The 17,660-nt window shown below is 45.4% G+C and carries 18 protein-coding genes; 5 read left to right on the plus strand and 13 right to left on the minus strand.

Annotated elements, in window-relative coordinates:
• Nucleotides 1-111: 111 nt before the first annotated feature.
• Nucleotides 112-339: a hypothetical protein gene (locus MCG98_RS16655; RefSeq protein ID WP_028530197.1), complete on the minus strand. Its 228-nt coding sequence runs from the start codon at nucleotides 337-339 to the stop codon at nucleotides 112-114.
• A gap of 77 nt (nucleotides 340-416) precedes the next feature.
• A complete protein-coding gene (gene pcrA, locus MCG98_RS16660) occupies nucleotides 417-2,642 on the minus strand; it encodes a DNA helicase PcrA (RefSeq protein ID WP_240302997.1) in 2,226 nt (741 codons plus the stop codon).
• A 197-nt stretch (nucleotides 2,643-2,839) separates the two neighbouring features.
• Here pcrA and MCG98_RS16665 point away from each other — a divergent pair, with 197 nt between their 5' ends.
• From MCG98_RS16665 to MCG98_RS16680, 4 genes are all read left to right on the plus strand, one after another.
• A complete protein-coding gene (locus MCG98_RS16665) occupies nucleotides 2,840-3,436 on the plus strand; it encodes a DUF1836 domain-containing protein (RefSeq protein WP_240302998.1) in 597 nt (198 codons plus the stop codon).
• A 132-nt stretch (nucleotides 3,437-3,568) separates the two neighbouring features.
• Complete coding sequence (locus MCG98_RS16670) at nucleotides 3,569-3,859, plus strand: YerC/YecD family TrpR-related protein (protein ID WP_240302999.1); 291 nt, start codon at nucleotides 3,569-3,571, stop codon at nucleotides 3,857-3,859.
• Between the two features lie 18 nt (nucleotides 3,860-3,877).
• Nucleotides 3,878-4,801, plus strand: a complete 924-nt coding sequence (locus MCG98_RS16675; RefSeq protein WP_240303000.1) for a TIGR01212 family radical SAM protein — start codon at nucleotides 3,878-3,880, stop codon at nucleotides 4,799-4,801.
• 14 nt (nucleotides 4,802-4,815) lie between these two features.
• On the plus strand, nucleotides 4,816-5,331 hold the full coding sequence (locus tag MCG98_RS16680; RefSeq protein WP_240303001.1) for a DUF4364 family protein: 516 nt from the start codon (nucleotides 4,816-4,818) through the stop codon (nucleotides 5,329-5,331).
• A gap of 15 nt (nucleotides 5,332-5,346) precedes the next feature.
• On the opposite strand, the gene MCG98_RS16685 is transcribed toward MCG98_RS16680, so the two are convergent.
• The 4 genes from MCG98_RS16685 to MCG98_RS16700 form a co-directional block, all read right to left on the minus strand.
• On the minus strand, nucleotides 5,347-6,690 hold the full coding sequence (locus MCG98_RS16685) for an MATE family efflux transporter (protein WP_240303002.1): 1,344 nt from the start codon (nucleotides 6,688-6,690) through the stop codon (nucleotides 5,347-5,349).
• 168 nt (nucleotides 6,691-6,858) lie between these two features.
• Nucleotides 6,859-8,181, minus strand: coding sequence for a replication-associated recombination protein A (locus MCG98_RS16690; protein WP_240303003.1), 1,323 nt, complete (start codon nucleotides 8,179-8,181; stop codon nucleotides 6,859-6,861).
• A gap of 12 nt (nucleotides 8,182-8,193) precedes the next feature.
• The gene (locus MCG98_RS16695; RefSeq protein WP_240303004.1) at nucleotides 8,194-10,386 is read right to left on the minus strand and encodes an ASKHA domain-containing protein; all 2,193 of its coding nucleotides are present in this window, start codon (nucleotides 10,384-10,386) and stop codon (nucleotides 8,194-8,196) included.
• A gap of 151 nt (nucleotides 10,387-10,537) precedes the next feature.
• Nucleotides 10,538-10,690 (minus strand): hypothetical protein, encoded by a 153-nt coding sequence (locus MCG98_RS16700; protein ID WP_156887916.1) that lies wholly within the window; start codon nucleotides 10,688-10,690, stop codon nucleotides 10,538-10,540.
• A gap of 174 nt (nucleotides 10,691-10,864) precedes the next feature.
• Here MCG98_RS16700 and MCG98_RS16705 point away from each other — a divergent pair, with 174 nt between their 5' ends.
• On the plus strand, nucleotides 10,865-11,737 hold the full coding sequence (locus tag MCG98_RS16705) for an AraC family transcriptional regulator (protein ID WP_240303005.1): 873 nt from the start codon (nucleotides 10,865-10,867) through the stop codon (nucleotides 11,735-11,737).
• A 61-nt stretch (nucleotides 11,738-11,798) separates the two neighbouring features.
• On the opposite strand, the gene MCG98_RS16710 is transcribed toward MCG98_RS16705, so the two are convergent.
• The 7 genes from MCG98_RS16710 to uvrB form a co-directional block, all read right to left on the minus strand.
• Nucleotides 11,799-12,437: a corrinoid protein gene (locus tag MCG98_RS16710; RefSeq protein ID WP_240288980.1), complete on the minus strand. Its 639-nt coding sequence runs from the start codon at nucleotides 12,435-12,437 to the stop codon at nucleotides 11,799-11,801.
• A 146-nt stretch (nucleotides 12,438-12,583) separates the two neighbouring features.
• A complete protein-coding gene (locus MCG98_RS16715; protein WP_240288979.1) occupies nucleotides 12,584-13,393 on the minus strand; it encodes a methyltetrahydrofolate cobalamin methyltransferase in 810 nt (269 codons plus the stop codon).
• A gap of 118 nt (nucleotides 13,394-13,511) precedes the next feature.
• Nucleotides 13,512-14,195 carry a polysaccharide deacetylase family protein gene (locus MCG98_RS16720; protein WP_240288978.1) on the minus strand — a complete coding sequence of 228 codons (684 nt, stop codon included), beginning with the start codon at nucleotides 14,193-14,195 and terminating at the stop codon, nucleotides 13,512-13,514.
• A gap of 106 nt (nucleotides 14,196-14,301) precedes the next feature.
• On the minus strand, nucleotides 14,302-14,658 hold the full coding sequence (gene rplT / locus MCG98_RS16725) for a 50S ribosomal protein L20 (RefSeq protein WP_240288977.1): 357 nt from the start codon (nucleotides 14,656-14,658) through the stop codon (nucleotides 14,302-14,304).
• 26 nt (nucleotides 14,659-14,684) lie between these two features.
• The gene (gene rpmI / locus MCG98_RS16730; RefSeq protein WP_028528597.1) at nucleotides 14,685-14,882 is read right to left on the minus strand and encodes a 50S ribosomal protein L35; all 198 of its coding nucleotides are present in this window, start codon (nucleotides 14,880-14,882) and stop codon (nucleotides 14,685-14,687) included.
• Between the two features lie 27 nt (nucleotides 14,883-14,909).
• A complete protein-coding gene (infC, locus tag MCG98_RS16735; protein WP_240288976.1) occupies nucleotides 14,910-15,407 on the minus strand; it encodes a translation initiation factor IF-3 in 498 nt (165 codons plus the stop codon).
• Nucleotides 15,408-15,610: 203 nt separating this feature from the next.
• On the minus strand, nucleotides 15,611-17,605 hold the full coding sequence (uvrB, locus tag MCG98_RS16740; RefSeq protein ID WP_240288982.1) for an excinuclease ABC subunit UvrB: 1,995 nt from the start codon (nucleotides 17,603-17,605) through the stop codon (nucleotides 15,611-15,613).
• Nucleotides 17,606-17,660: the final 55 nt, after the last annotated feature.

Consider the following 17,660-nt stretch of genomic DNA (forward strand, 5'->3'; position numbering starts at 1 on the left):
TCTTTCTCACAATCATACTCCAAAATATGGCAATCCGCAATCTTAAATAAATTTCCACACAAATGAAAATTCCCGATACCATATCGGCATCGGGAATATTGTTTGATATTATTATTCCTCTGTTTCCTCATCCTCGAAATAATCATCAAAGTCATCATCGAAATCATCTTCAAAATCTTCCAGATAATCCGGCGTAAAGAAACGATAGACTGCATACGCAATACCTGCTACTGCAGCAACAGCACCTACGATCGCCAGAACCCATAACAGTGTATTCTTACTCTTGTCTTCTTTTTCTTTTTTTTGCAGCATTGCCATCAGTTCATCAATTTTATTCATTTTAAGAACACCGTCCTCTCTATTAATTAGAAATATTATAACACCATCTTCAATATTTTACCACAAAAATCTGAATTTTAAGCTTTTGGAATTTTTTTCAGTTTAGCAAAAGCAGCAAACATTTTTTTTATTCCATATTTTTCAAAATTTACTGTCACTTCAAAATCTTTTCCACCCTCAACAACTGATTCCACCACACCTGTGCCGAATTTGACATGACGCACCGTATCCCCGACCGCATAATCCAATCGCTCCGCCTTCGTCACTTTAAACTGCTGAGGCTGAAAAACCTGAGCTCTGAACGCCTCTTTCATCTGACGGTAACTGCTGCTAGCCAGCATCTGGTCTGTTTTACTCTCGCGCTCTTTGATCTCATGTCCCACATCAACCAGTTCCCTTGGAATCTCCCTGATAAAACGGGAAACCTTATTGTATTGAGTCTCTCCCCGTAACATCCGCTGCTGTGCACTTGTAAGAGTCAGACCCTTCATTGCCCGTGTAATCCCGACGTAGCACAGCCTTCTCTCTTCCTCAATCTCAGACGGATCATCCGATGTGATTGTCATATAGCTTGGGAAAATACCGTCTTCCATCCCCGCCATATAAACGTACGGAAATTCCAGTCCCTTGGCACTGTGAAGCGTCATCAGGAGTACTCTGTCATCTCCGTCTTCCACAGTGTCGATATCAGCTATGAGTGCGACCTCCTCCAGAAAACCGTCAAGCGTCGGCGTATCATTTTCTTCCTCATACGTCACCGCTTTGGTAAGCAACTCATCTATATTCTCAATCCGGGCACGGGATTCGTCCGTCTCCTCTGCCTCCAGCTCTTTCACATAACCGGTTTCATCAATTACCTGTTTCAAAAGCTCTGAGACAGACAGATACTCAAGCTGAGACCGCATCCGCTGAATCAGACTGACAAACGGAACCAGCTTTCCGCTGCTGCGTCCCACAGCAGCACTGATCCCCTCATCCTCCAGTGCCTCATAAAAACTCATGTCCCGCTCCGCCGCATACGTCTGCACTTTCGTGAGAGTTGCCGCTCCGATCCCCCGTTTCGGCACATTGATAATTCTTCTTACGGCCAGATCATCCTGCGCATTATCAATCGTCTTTAAATACGCCAGCAGATCTTTAATCTCTTTACGAGCATAAAAGTTCACTCCGCCCACCAGACGGTATGGGATGTTAGCCATCAGAAATTTTTCCTCGAACAACCGCGACTGAGCATTGGTCCGGTACAGAATAGTAAAGTCTTTATATGCTGCATCTCCGTCCCGAACCTGCTTTCTGATATCCCCGGCAATAAATTCTGCCTCTTCGAATGCATTCAAAAACTGTCGGAACCGCACGGGATAGCCTTTTTCGTTGTCAGTCCAGAGCGTTTTTTCTTTTCGCTCCACATTATTCTTGATAACTTCATTCGCCGCATCCAGAATATTCTGGGTGGATCGATAATTCTGCTCCAGACGAATCACCTTCGCATCCGGAAATACCTTTTCAAATCCAAGAATATTTCCAATATCAGCTCCCCTGAATTTGTATATAGACTGATCGTCATCTCCCACTACACAGAGATTCCTGTATTTCCCTGCCAACAGGCTGATAAAGCGAAACTGAACGGTATTCGTGTCCTGGTATTCATCAACCATCAGATAGCGAAAACGTTCCTGATAAAACTCCAGAATGTCTGGACAGCTTTCAAAAAGTTCCACAGTCTTCATCAGCAGATCGTCAAAATCAAGAGCATTGCTCTTTTTCAGACGGCTCTGATATTCTCTGTACGCACGCGCAATGGTCTTTTTATTCCACTCTCCCCCGATATTGCGCTCATATTCCTCAGGAGTTATCATCTCATTCTTTGCCGATGATACTGCTGAAAGCAGCATGCGTTCCTTATAAAGTTTCGTATCGATATTCAGCGTTTTACAGACTTCTTTCATCACAGACTTGGAGTCATCCGAATCATATATGGTAAAACTTGTACCATATCCGATCCTGTCAATATAACGGCGCAGAATCCGCACACAGCTGGAGTGAAAAGTGCTCACCCAGACACTGTCCGCACCGAATGACACTGTATTTTCAACCCGCTCTTTCATCTCTCCCGCAGCCTTATTTGTAAATGTAATGGCCATGATATTCCATGGCTTTACACCTTTTTCCTCTATCAAATAGGATATCCGGTGTGTCAGAACACGTGTCTTTCCTGACCCCGCCCCTGCCAGAATCAGCAGTGGTCCCTCTGTACAGTACACAGCTTCCTGCTGTTGTGGATTTAAACTGTCATAAATACTCATAAATTATGTAAACTCCATCTCATTTTCTTTTTCAACATCTACCCGCACGTTCTATTATATTACCTGCGGAGTATTAATGCAAACAGTTTAGACGGTCCCCCGCAAACAAAGGGCAAAAAACCTCTTGTCATCTAGTATTAAAAACTATATAATATAATTCATAGACTATCCGATATTTTTATGAGGTGACACATCCAATGACAATTGACACAAATGATATTATCAACAGTATCCTTGAGAGTATTTCACGCATCGATTATATCAAACCCGGGGACGTACCGAACATCCCATTATATATGGATCAGGTAACCACTTTTATGGATGCTCAGCTGGCTGCCTCCAAACGGTATGAAAGTGATAAAATCCTGACAAAAACGATGATCAACAATTACACGAAGAATAATCTTCTGCCTCCACCCGAAAAGAAGAAATATTCCACAGAACACATTCTGCTGTTGATCTTCATCTATTATTTCAAAAGTATTCTGTCCATAAATGACATCCAGTCGCTGCTGAGACCGATCACGGATAAGTATTTTCAGGAAGGAGACGGCATCAGTCTGACAGATATTTACAATGAAGTATTCAGCCTGGAAAAATCAGAGATTGAATCCATGAAAGAGGATGTCCGCAAATATTATCAGACGTCGACGGAGACCTTCACTGACGCTCCGGAAGAAGAACAGGGCTTTCTTCAGCTGTTTTCATTTATCTGCCTGCTCAGCTTTGACGTCTATGTAAAGAAGCAGATCATTGAGAATCTGATCGATCTTTTTCCTTCTGAAAAAAAGTAAACGAAATCTTTACTGCTGCATACGAATTATTTTCGTTTTGCAGCAGTTTTTTATTCTACTCTTCTTTACACCAAAATTTTAACGTGTTAAAATATGCAGGTAGGCACATAATATTGTGTAAGGAGTATTCTTATGAGCAAAACGATTCATACAGAAGCTGTCGATCAGCTTTTCGACGCAATTTTGAGTTTAAAAACCAAAGAAGAATGTTATACTTTTTTTGAAGACGTATGTACGATCAATGAGCTGTTGTCACTGTCACAGCGCTTTGAAGTAGCAAAAATGCTGCAGCAGAAAAAAACGTATCTGGAAATTTCCGAGAAAACAGGTGCGTCTACCGCAACCATCAGCCGTGTAAACCGCTCCCTCACCTACGGGAACGACGGATATGAAATGGTCTTTGAGCGTCTGAACATCAAATGACACGGGGACTGAGATGATATGAAATGGCTGGATAAACCTTATCACTCTTTTCATTCCATGCTGGAAGAACAGTTTCATGAAAAGGTATATAAGCTCGCCTTAAACGGCGGGATGTCATGTCCCAACAGAGACGGAACCCTGGATACGCGGGGATGTATTTTCTGCAGCGCCGGAGGGTCCGGTGATTTCGCTGCAGATAAAGAGCTTTCTATTTCGCAGCAGATTGAAGAGCAGAAGGCCGTTCTGACCCAAAAACGCCCGGTCCGCAAATATATCGCTTATTTTCAGGCATACACCAATACGTATGCCCCTGTCTCGTATCTGGAATCCATTTTCACAGAAGCCCTTTCACATCCAGACATCGCTGCACTGTCCATCGGCACACGCCCCGATTGTCTGGACAACGACATCATCCGTCTTCTGGATTCCCTGAACCGGATAAAACCTGTCTGGATCGAACTTGGCCTTCAGACCATGCACGAGACTACTGCACGCTATATCCGAAGGGGGTATGACCTGCCCTGTTTCGAGAAAGCCGTAACGGATCTCCATTCACACGGACTCGATGTCATCGTACACCTGATCCTGGGGCTCCCCGGAGAAACGAGCCGGGATGTCCTTGATACCATTCATTATTTAAACAGCTGTTCCATTCAGGGGATAAAACTCCAGCTGCTTCATGTTCTGAGAGGTACCGATCTGGCCAGAGACTATGAGGCAGGTCTTTTTCAGACGCTTAATATGGACGAGTATCTGACACTTGTCATCTCATGCCTTGAGCATCTGTCACCGGATATTGTGATTCACCGGCTGACAGGAGACGGTCCCAGGGATCTGCTGATTGCTCCCAAATGGAGCAGTGCAAAACGCACCGTCCTCAATGAACTGCACCGCCGCATGAAGGCAGAAAATACGTGGCAGGGCAGACTTTATCACACATAGAAAGGAGATTTTTAATGGCAGAGGCATTGACTCTCTATAAACTGATTATTTTATATATGCTGCGCAAAGTCAGTTTCCCGCTGACGAATGCGCAGATTTCTGATTTTATTCTCGGTCAGGAATACACAAGCTATTTTCACCTCCAGCAGGCAATTTCTGAAATGCTGGAAGCAGATCTTGTGACGGCTGAAGTTATCCGTAACACTTCCTACTACCGTATGACCGACGAGGGCAAAAAGACGATCACGTATTTTGATAACCAGATACCGGATCCTATCAAAGAGGATATCAACCGATATTTGGATGAAAATTCTTACGAGCTGCGCAATGAAGTCTCTGTTCTCTCTGATTACTACAAGACTCCGGAGCAGGAATACACTGTCCGCTGCCAGGTACGGGAAGGGACCAGTACGCTGATCGAACTGAACCTTACCGTCCCCGAAGAATCCAATGCAAAAGCCATCTGCGGCAGCTGGTCAAAAAAAAGCCAGGAGATTTATGCTTATCTGATGAATGAGCTGATGATATAATGCTCCCTTGTCATATCAGGAATGATCAGACGTCTGTCCCGACGCCCTGCGGTAAATCATATACGCAGCAAGTGCAGTGACGGCCTCTGCAATCCAGAATGCATGCCATACGCCGGCAGCACCCGATATACGACTCAGTAAAAAAGCTGCCGGTATGATAATGATCACATAGCGCAGCAGGGAGATCATCAGGGATGGAACCCCCTTGCCGATACCTTCAAGTGCTCCCGCTGAGGTTACAGATACAGCAGAGACCAAAAACCCTGCGCTGATCGTTCTGAGAGCCAGAGTTCCCGCTTCCACCGTCTGCGGATTTTCCGTAAACATCCCCATCAGATAATCCGGAAGCGCCAGGCATACCAGCATTCCCACACCCATTATCACTGCGATCAGTGTCAGAGCAATTCTATAAATCTTTTTTACACGCTGTTTCTCTTCGGCCCCGTAATTATAACCGATCAGGGGTCTCATACCCTGTACGATCCCGTTTGCAGGCATATAAAGGAATGTCTGTAGTTTATAGTAAACACCAAGCACAACGACATATGTCTGAGAATAAGCCGCCAGTATTCCATTCAATGCGGAAATCAGCAGAGACGGCAGAGCCATATTCATAGCTGCCGGTATTCCAACTGTATAAAGCCTCGTGCAGACAGCGCGATCCCATTTCAGATTTTTTAAGCGCAGCTTCACGTTCAGTGGTTTTGCAGCATAGACAGCAACATAGATCGCCAGAGTGACCGTCTGCCCGATCCCTGTAGCCCAGGCCGCGCCTCTGATGCCAAGCGCCGGAACCGGCCCCAGACCGAATATCATAATGGGATCCAGTATAATATTTACGACACACCCGCAAATCATGCCGATCATTGTAATCTTCATTTTTCCCACTGACTGAAATATCTTTTCGAACGTGATACCCGCCATGATCACCACAGAAAAACTGATAACGATGGATGAATACTTCCATCCTTCCTGAATAATGTCAGCGTCTTCCGTAAACATCTTCAAGAAATGCTGTATTCCAAAAAGCCATGCGCCAGTCAATATCATACCGTGCAGTATGGCAAACAGCATCCCCTGTGAGGCAGCCGTATCCGCCTGCCTCTGCTTCTGTGCGCCAAGGCAGATCGCAATCACAGCACTTATCCCAACCCCAAATCCCACTGCAATGGAATTGATCAGGTTCTGTACCGGAAATACAAGTGACAGCGCTGTCATTGCATTCTCACTGATTTTTGCCACAAATATACTGTCCACGATATTATACAGTGAATTGACCAGCATGGAGATCACCATCGGGACCGACATCGACAGAAGCAGCGGCAGCACCGACCGTTCTTTCATATAAGACTGTTCCAAAATTCATTTCCTCCTCATCTGCCTGTATTCCTGCCGGACAAACGAAAAGGCTATAGATTCACTGTTTGATCACTCAGAAACAGTAAAATCTATAGCCTCCATAGCCGAGACAGGCGTATATCATTATCTGTGCATGATACCACATCAATACATGTTTGTCAATTTCTCTTATCTGGAATTCTTCTTTATATATTCCAGATGCTCTCTGATATTTTTTTCATACCCCATGTCCGTCGGCTCATAGAAAACAGCCCCCGCGATCTCATCCGGCAGGTATTGCTGCCTGACATAGTGATTCGGGAAATCATGGGCGTACTGGTAGCCGGTTCCTCTTCCCAGTTTTGCAGAGCCCTTATAATGAGCATCCTGCAAATGCGGGGGAACTGAAGTTTTTTTCTCCCGCACGGACTGTGCCGCTGCAAACACCGCCAGACAGCTGGCATTGCTTTTCGGTGCGCAGGCAACATACGTAACTGCCTGTGACAGGATGATCTGCGCTTCCGGCATTCCAACACGTTCTACGGCCTGTGAGGCTGCCACCGCAACCACCAGAGCCTGCGGATCCGCATTGCCCACGTCCTCCGACGCACAGATCATCACACGCCGGGCGATAAATTTAATATCCTCACCTGCCGTCAGCATTTTTGCAAGATAATAAACAGCTGCATCGGGATCCGATCCTCTCATGCTTTTAATAAACGCGGAGATCGTATCATAATGCTGATCACCGGTCTTATCGTAATGTATCACACGTTTTTGTATACACTCAGATGCCGTATCAAGGTCGATATGGATCTTCCCGTCATCAGACGGCTGCGTCGTCAAAATGGCAAGTTCTATGGCATTCAGCGCTGTCCTGGCGTCACCGCCGGAAATATCAGCCAGAAATTCCTTTGCATCTTCTTCCAGTACGGCACGGTACATACCCATTCCCCGTTTTTCATCCGTCACCGCTTTTTCAAGGAGCTGCATGATATCTTTCTTCTCAAGCGGCTTCAGTTCGAAAATGACCGAGCGTGACAACAGCGCGCTGTTCACTTCAAAATAAGGATTTTCTGTCGTTGCCCCGATCAGAACCAGGGTTCCGTCCTCCACGAACGGAAGCAGATAATCCTGCTGCCCTTTGTTGAACCTGTGAATCTCATCCACAAATAAGATTGTTTTCTTACGGTACATCCCCAGCATATCCTTGGCATGTTTGACGACTTCCTCCATATCCTTTTTCCCGGCAGTCGTCGCATTCAGCTGCTGAAATTCACCGCTGGTCGTGTTTGCGATCACTCTGGCAAGTGTCGTTTTTCCGGTTCCCGGAGGACCGTAGAAAATGACGGAACCAAGCTTATCCGCTTTGATCGCCCGGTAAAGCATCTTTCCTTCACCGACAATATGCTCCTGCCCCACCACTTCTTCCAGCGTCAGCGGGCGCATCCTGGATGCCAGAGGAGATTCCTGCTCCAGAGTCTTTTCTTTTACGTAATCAAATAAATCCATCGTCATCCTATCCTATTCAAAAAACATATGCTCCATATAAAGGTCATTAAAATCTGCATCCGTAGACAGGTCGATTTCAGATGAATGTTCCAGAATCATTTCCAGTTTTTCTTTCGAATCATCGTTGATCAGATAACGGAGTGCTCCGCCAAGCGAACTGTTTCCGACAGCCTTTATCTTGCCATCAAATTCTCTTGGGATCAGTCCCAGCACCATCGCTTTCTCCTGATTAATATGATAGCCGAAACCACCTGCAAGATAAACTGCGTCCACCTGGTCATAAGTAACGCCAAATCTTCTCAGAAGTACTTCAATACCCGCACGGACCGCAGATTTTGCCAGCTGAATTTCCCGCACATCCTGTTGAGTGAACGTAATATCTCTGCCATCCGCAGTCTTTGCAAGGAAGTATCCTTTCTCAAAGTATTCCTCCTCCAGGCGCCCTGTCTCATCGACAAGTTCATGTTCGATCAGCTCGGAAATTGTCTCAATGACCCCTGTTCCACACAGGCCGACCGGCATCTTATCACCGATCGTAGCCACATTGGCCCTGCCGTCTTCAATCTCTACTTTACAGATCGCCCCCTGCACACTACCCATGCCCCAGGAAATATTACCTCCCTCAAAGGCCGGCCCCGCAGCCGTTGAAGTCGATACAATACGGTCCCGGTTACCTATTGCCATCTCTCCGTTTGTCCCAAGATCCACCAGAAGTGCTGTCTTTTCATTCGTATCGAACTCACAGTCATAAAGCCCGGATACAATGTCGCCGCCTACATATGTCGAGATTCCCGGAAGCAGAATCACTTCTGCCTTACAGTAATCATTCTCCAGTACCTCATGAAATGGCCTTTCTATCAGGCTGATGTCAACGGGTGTAAACGGAAATAACCCCAGTCCCTCGCACGAATATCCCATCAGCAGATGTCCCATCGTCGTATTACCGCCTATCGCGATCCTGTCAATCTGGTCGGGCCCAATCCCCGCATTCTTCACAAGTGCCTTTATCCCCGTCATCAGATCTTCCTGGATACTCCTGCGCAGTGCGTCTTTTTTGCCATCACAGGAAGCCTGAATTCTGGAAATAACATCCGCACCAAACGCCCTCTGGCGATTCAGTGTTGCAAAAGAACCTACCGCCTTTTTCCCAGTCTTGCCAACGAGCTGAAATGCCAGCGTGGTCGTGCCGATATCAACAGCGATATCATAACCTGCCTCATCCACAGCCGCATGCTCCTGCTGGTCTTCACCGTGGCCTATCTGTATGGAGAATCCTTCTTCATCCTGCACATCCATGGTGATCACACAGTCTTCCGCCGGATATGCCCGGCAGGCAAGACGATATCCCAGTTCAAGTTCTTCCTCCGTAAAATGCTTCCGGTCCGAGGGAGTGATATCCAACTCTCCTTCTACCAGCCGGATCTTACACTTTCCACAGTTTCCTTTTCCCCCGCAGACTGCACTGAAATAGGCCCCCTGCCTGTTGATTGCAGCCAGGATGTTTTCATATTCTTCAGAGACCACAACGATTTCTTTATCCTTGTTTTTAACGGTGATGGTGACCGGCTGTATCTTTCTCATACTGCAGTTCTTTGCACTGCATTTTCTGCAGTTATGCTGAGCCCGAAAAACAGAGGCATCATCGGTTATCTGCATTACCTGACAGGATGTCTTTACCGGATCATACATGTACGATGGACTTATGGCAATCCCAAGCCTCTCATCAGCTTCCAGCACATCAAATGCAATCTTCTGGGCATTCATCGGAATATCGTTCGGCGCTTCAAGACGGCTCACAATTCCGATCTTCCTCCTGGCGCATTCCTCTTTCAAAACCGCCTCAATCTCATGATCCATCGCAAACAGACAGGCATCCGCCATGGCATCTGCGAGCATGCCCTTCAAAAAATCACCTTCCTCAAAGAATTCGGAGCTGTATCTGCTGACTTCCTTCCCCACTGTTGCGAGGACATAGATGACCTCCTCATCTGCTTTCAGTTTATCGCATGCCAGTTCACCTGTGACTTTTCCGAACCCGATCAGCGCCCCTGGTTCCAGCCTTCGCTCCACCTCGTGCTTAAGCTCTGCAAATTCTTTTTGTACTTCTTCATAAATAGGGCTGTCTTCCTTACAGTCCATAAGCTTCAGTACCGTTTCCTTCTCAATGTTCTTTTGAAATTCCGTAATTTTAATGATACTTTCCATGTCATTTTCCCCCAGTTAGTCCAGTTATAAAAAGAATCTCATTAGGGAGATCCTCCGCCTGCTTTCCGATAAGTCAAAAAGCACCACACAAAGCACTTGTGTGATGCCTCTTTATACATTATAATATTATTTTCGACAGCATTCAAGACAATTAATAATGATTGCTGTATGACCAGTCATCGTAATGCTCTCTCATTTCCGGTGTTTCCACATCATTCTTATGTGCATAGCGTATTTCCGCACTGCTTCCGGCTTTCAGATCCTCCTGACATAAATCCTCAATTGATATTCTTTCTTCGTTCATGATAATTACTCCTTTTTCTTTTTTTATAATCCCTGTTGCCTGTTCCGTCCCTTCATTCATTGACATCAATATACCACTATTTTTGTCTTAATTCATGTGCTTTTTCAGACTTACTTTTATATATTTCAGCCATGATTTATTGACTTTAAGAAGTCTTTCACTTATAATCAGGATATGATATCACGAATTGACAAACCAGTACCGGAACTTAATATAGAATTGTACGTAGAAAAAGGACTTTATACCGGCAACACTCCGATGCGTGATAATTCCTATTATGAGCTGATCATTATTATGGGCGGGGATGCCATCTGCGCTGTGGAGGGTTCGCTCTTCCCTGTGGAACGCGGCTACATCATTGCGATACAGCCAGGCTTCCGGCACGGTTTTATCGGTGTCCGGGAACTGAAATTCTACCGCTATGTGTTCGATCTTGACAGTATTGCGCGATCAAACATGCCACTCAAAAAGCTGATAGGATTTCAGTCATTTTTTATGAGCACCGCTTATTACCGTTATCACCATATTTTCAACAGTGTTCTGATTCTGTCAGACAGTCATCTGGAACTGGTGAGCCTGCTCAGCAGCCTGCTTTACTATACGTTTACGGAAAAGAAACCCGGTTATAATATATCTGTGAGAGAGTATTTTATCTGTCTCCTGACTATTATTTCCAATGAATACGTGCAGACTGATAAAGCATCGCACCAGAGCTACCAGTTTATGGAGGATGCGTTTAACTACCTGGAGACCCACTATTTTGAGCCGCTTACCGTAAAAGACCTGGCCAACATTGCGCATCTTTCGGAACGCCACTTTACCCGTCTGTTCAAAGAGATATACGGCACTACCCCGAATGCATACATTATCCGCTGCCGTCTTACACACGCCTGTGAATTGATAAAAAACACATCCAACACCCTCTCAAGCATCAGTGAGGAGTGTGGATTCCCGAATTTCCCTGCTTTTACAAAAACATTTAAAGATAAGCTGGGTGTCACCCCAAGTCAGTACCGCAAACAACAGCGCAGCAGCTCAGAAACATAAAAATATAAAAACATGTAAAAACGCACTGCAGAATCTGCAGTGCGTTTTCTATGTAATACTATTATTTTACTAATTCTTTTGCAAGAGTAGCTGCTGAAGCTGCATCCTCTGAATATCCGTCTGCTCCGATTTCATCAGCAAATTCTGCTGTGATAGGTGCTCCGCCTACCATGATCTTGATATTGCTTCTGAAGTCTGATTCGTTCAGCGCTGCAACTGTGTCTCTCATGGACGGCATGGTTGTTGTCAGCAGTGCGGACAGGCATACGATCTTTGTATCCGGATTTGCTTTGTAGCACTCGATGATTTTTTCGATCGGCACGTCTACTCCGAGGTCGATCACTTCAAATCCTGCGCTTTCGATCATCATTGCTACCAGGTTCTTTCCGATATCATGAAGGTCTCCTGCTACTGTCGCGATGATCAGTTTACCCATTGCTCCTGTGCTTCCTGCTGAGAGGTGTGGTTTCAGAACTTCTACACCTTTTTTCATTGCTCTTGCCGCTACCAGCATCTCCGGTACGAAGATCTCGTTGTTTTTGAATTTTTCTCCAACAACTGCCATTGCGTCGATCATTCCGCCGTTCAGAATCTCTGTAGGATCACATCCATCATCCAATGCTGCCTGTACAGCTGGTCCAACTAATTTTGCTTTTCCCTTTGCTACTAAATCTGCAACTTCCTGAATTTTTGGTGACATGTTAAATTCCTCCGCTTCTTTTTTGTATTTTGTTTTTGCTATCTATCAAAAAATAAGTTTTCCTCAAAACTTATCCTTCGATTGTTACTTAAAAAATCTGACAGGCCGAAGCAATCGGCAATGAAAACTTGCTTTGCTCGTCTGCTTTATTTCTGCACAGGACCGATCAGGCCTTCCCTGTAGGCTCCGATATATTCCATGCAGTAATCATCCAGTCCCAGAAGTGCTTCTGTCGCATAGATGAGTCCCATCATGTCCCTGTTCAGCGGATCCAGGATCGCGCTGTCCAGTCCTGCATTCATTGCAAGTACGGTAAATCCTAAGTTCACCAGTTTTCTTGCCGGCAGGTTAAAGGAGATGTTGCTGACTGCTGCCGTGATATGTATGGTCGGGTACTGTGCGCGGATCGTGCTGATCACTTCTGTGATCATTGCGATGCCGTCCTCTGATGTACACAGCATTTCAATCAATGGATCAATATGGATCCTGCTCGGATCGATATTGTACTCTTTTGCTTTCTCCATAATCCTTCCGAATACTTCCAGTCTCTTCTCCGCTGTCTGCGGGATTCCGGTGTCATCACACAGCAGTGCGACTACCTCCCATCCCGGGTTAGCTGCTACGATCGGGAACAGCTCATCAATCTTATCACCTTCCATGGATACGGAATTGATGATACCCGGTCTGCTGCAGCACTTGTATGCTTCACTTAACACTTTTGCACTCGGGCTGTCCACTGCGATCGGAAGGTCTGTCACGCTCTCCACGAGGCCGATCATCCATTTCAGCGTCTCAACTTCTACCTCTTCATCAACAGATGCGCACACATCGATAAATGTTGCGCCCGCCTCTGCCTCTTTTTTTGCAATGTCTTTGATCCATTCTTCATCACGTGCGGCGATCGCTTTCGCCATGGATGGAATGGAACCGTTTATTTTTTCACCGATAATTATCATTAGAATTATCCCCCTGGTTCTTATTCGTTTGTATTATACCATATGAATATTTGCAGGTAAAGGAACAATATAACACTATTACCGATTTTTTTGGAAATATATTATGATATTTTAACCACTATTCACATAACATCTCATCAATCGTGACAAACTCATAACCTGATTTCGTCAATTCGTCCACAATCTGCAGCGCTGCTTCAACAGTTGTGTCATAACTGTCATGCATCAGTATAATATCTCCCTCTTTGACGCAGGGCAAAACACGTTTTAAAACAGCATTCGTGTTTTTAAGCTCCCAGTCCATGGAATCAATGTTCCAGAACACCGGGATCATCGGTATTCCACAGTCCAGTTCATCGTCCCATTCTCCATAAGGCGGGCGGATATATGCAGGATATTCACCGGTGATCTGTCTGATCAGCTCACATGTCGTCTGGATCTGCTCACATGCTTCCGCTTTCGGTAACTTGGTAAGAAGCACGTGCTTATAAGCGTGATTTCCCACCAGATGTCCTTCCTCATACATTCTCTTTACAATCTTCTCATTCCCTGGTATCTGCTTTCCAAGCAGGAAGAAGCTGGCCTTTACATTTCGCTCTGCAAGTCCGTCCAGCAACTGGGGGGTATATACTTCATGCGGTCCATCATCAAATGTCAACGCTACTTTCGGCTTTTCCATCACTTCGGACGACGCCTCCTGTACATCTGTTCGTGCATTGCCAAGACATAGAACAGAAACTGCCAGCAGCATCAGCGCCGGCAGTATCCATTGCAGTTTTTTATAAACATTCCAAAATTTCATCCGGAAATTCCTCCATGTATTTCCTTATATCATATGAAGGTTCTCTGTCAGAATAGAATGCTAAAAAATCCCGGAACTTAGATTCCGGGATCGTAACATTTTACTATTATGCGATTTTAGATTTTGCCAGTTCCGCAAGAGTTGTAAATCCTGCAGCATCATTAACTGCCATATCTGCCAGAACTTTTCTGTTCAGATCTACTTCAGCTAATTTTAAACCATGCATAAACTTGCTGTATGATAAACCGTTCATTCTTGCCGCAGCGTTGATACGTGCGATCCACAGCTGTCTGAACTGACGTTTTTTCTGTTTTCTGCCTGCATAGGAGCTTGTAAGGGCTCTCATTACTGACTGTTTTGCCACTCTGTACTGTTTTGATCTGGCTCCTCTGTAACCCTTTGCCAGTTTCAGTGTTCTGTTATGTCTTTTTTTAGCGTTTAAGCCGCCTTTAATTCTTGCCATTCTTATATTCCTCCTTCGACTCTATCTTAAATGTAAGGTAAAATTTTCTTCATGTTCTTTACATTTGTCTCATCCGTAACAGCCGGTTTTCTCAGATTTCTTTTTCTCTTCTGAGATTTTTTGGTTAAGATATGGCTTTTATAAGCTTTGTTTCTTACTAATTTTCCTGTACCTGTTTTTTTGAAACGCTTTGCAGCTGCTCTGCTTGTTTTAATTTTTGGCATTTTGTCGTCCTCCTTGAATATATGTTTTTACTGACGTTTTTCGCTTAAGAACATCGTCATACTTCTGCCTTCTACTTTTGGTGCTTTTTCTACCACTGCAATATCAGACAGCTTCTCTGCAAAATCATCCAGAATATACCTGCTGCTGTGCATATGCGCCATCTCACGTCCTCTGAAACGCAGAGTCACCTTCACTTTATCCCCTTTGGAGATAAACTTTCTGGCTGCATTGACCTTCGTGTTTAAATCGTTTGTATCAATGTTTGGAGACAGGCGAACTTCCTTTACGTCGACGGTTTTTTGTTTCTTTCTGGCATCTTTTTCTTTTCTCGCCAGTTCATATTTGTACTTGCCATAGTCCACGATCTTGCATACCGGCGGTTTTGCTGTCGGCGCAATCTTCACCAGATCCAGTCCGGCCTCCACCGCAATGTTATATGCCTCCTTGGATGACATGATTCCCATCTGCTCCCCGTCCGCTCCAACCAGTCTTACTTCCCGGTCGCGGATCTGCTCATTAATCATTAAATCGCTAATAGTTGTGCACCTCCATAAATAAAAAAATAAGTAGATAGACAGACTATCCACTTATTCATATCGCATAATAATGACTTATTATTTCAATATTAACCATAGTCACTCATTTGTGCTAAGGTGAGAGTGGATACTCTTCTTTGTTTTTCATACTTGTTTACTTTATCACAACCCTTATCATTCTGTCAACTGTTTTATTCAATATCCTCCAGATTCTTCTTAAGCTCCACCATTTTATCGCGCAGTTCTGCTGCAACCTCGAAGTTTAAATCTGCAGCTGCCGCTTTCATCTGTTTCTCCAGATTCGCAATCAGCTGTTCCAGTTCTTTCCTGCTCATAGATTCCGGATCTTTTGCCAGATTCTTCTCTGTCTTCGCCACTTCTTTTGAGATGCTGATCAGATCACGCACGGCTTTCTGAATAGTCTTTGGAGTGATGCCATGCTCTGTATTATATGCCTCCTGTATCTCCCGGCGCCGTTTTGTCTCCTCAATCGCCACTTTCATGGAATCCGTTATATTATCGGCATACATGATGACATGGCCATCCGCATTTCTTGCCGCACGTCCGATCGTCTGGATCAGCGAGGTCTCAGAACGCAGAAACCCTTCTTTATCCGCATCCAGTATCGCAACCAGGGTGATTTCCGGAATATCAAGCCCCTCTCTCAGAAGATTGATTCCCACAAGCACATCAAACACATCGAGACGCATATCACGTATGATCTCCGTCCGCTCCAGCGTATCGATATCCGAGTGCAGGTATTTTACCCGAATACCGAGATTTTTCATATAATCTGTCAGATCTTCAGCCATGCGCTTCGTCAGAGTAGTGATCAGAATTTTATTATGCTTATCGACTTCCTTATAGACTTCGGATACCAGATCATCAATCTGGCCTTCCACAGGGCGCACTTCCACATCGGGATCCAGAAGCCCGGTTGGACGGATGATCTGCTCCGCGCGCAGCATCTCGTGATCCGCTTCATAATCTCCCGGAGTCGCTGATACAAACATCACCTGATCAATGTGCTCCTCAAATTCCGTGAAATTAAGCGGCCTGTTATCTTTTGCCGAGGGCAGGCGGAATCCATAATCTACCAGAGTCGACTTCCGTGACTGATCGCCTGCATACATTCCGCGAATCTGCGGAACAGTCTTATGTGACTCGTCAATGATAAGAAGATAGTCATCTTCAAAGTAATCCATCAGGGTATACGGTGCCTCTCCCGGCCTGAGGCCTGCGAGATAACGCGAATAATTCTCAATGCCGGAACAGAATCCCGTCTCCTTCATCATCTCCAGGTCAAAGTTGGTCCGTTCCTGTATACGCTGTGCCTCCAGCAGCTTGTCTTCACTCTTAAAGTAACGGACCTGCTCTTCCAGCTCAACTTCGATCTCCTTTGCCGAAGCCAGTATTTTATCCATGGGAACAACGTAATGTGATGCCGGAAAAATTGCAACATGATTCATCTCATGCAGTATTTCCCCCGTCAGAGTGTCAATTTCCGTAATCCGTTCAATCTCATCCCCAAAGAACTCAACACGGTATGCGATATCTGTGGCATCCGCCGGAAAGATCTCCACCACGTCTCCACGCACGCGAAAAGTGCCGCGGTGAAAATCCATGTCATTCCGGTCATACTGTATATCAATCAGTTCTCTCAGCACCGCATCACGGTCTTTTTCCATACCGGGGCGCAGAGAAATGATCATATTCTGATAGTCCTTCGGACTGCCGATCCCGTAGATGCAGGACACACTGGAGATGATGATAACATCCCTCCGCTCACTCAGAGCGGCCGTTGCCGACAAACGCAGCTTGTCGATCTCCTCATTGATAGCGGAATCCTTCGCGATATAGGTGTCAGTGGATGGGACGTAGGCCTCCGGCTGATAGTAATCGTAGTAGGACACGAAGTATTCAACTGCATTCTCCGGAAAAAACTCTTTGAACTCGCCGTAGAGCTGGGCTGCCAGAGTCTTATTATGTGCAATGATCAGCGTCGGTTTCTGAATCTGCTGAATGACATTTGCCATCGTAAATGTCTTGCCGGATCCGGTAACGCCGAGCAGCGTCTGACATTGATTGCCTTCCCTGAATCCCTGCACAAGCTGATTTATCGCCTGCGGCTGGTCGCCCGTAGGCTGGTATTCTGAATGCAGTCTGAAACCAGCCCCCCCTTTCATGCGGGTTTCATCAGCAGGCAGCGATGCGGATTGCGAATGTCCTTGATTAACCATA

Origin of the sequence: Ruminococcus sp. OA3 (assembly GCF_022440845.1) — a bacterium.
Lineage (GTDB): Bacteria > Bacillota > Clostridia > Lachnospirales > Lachnospiraceae > Ruminococcus_G.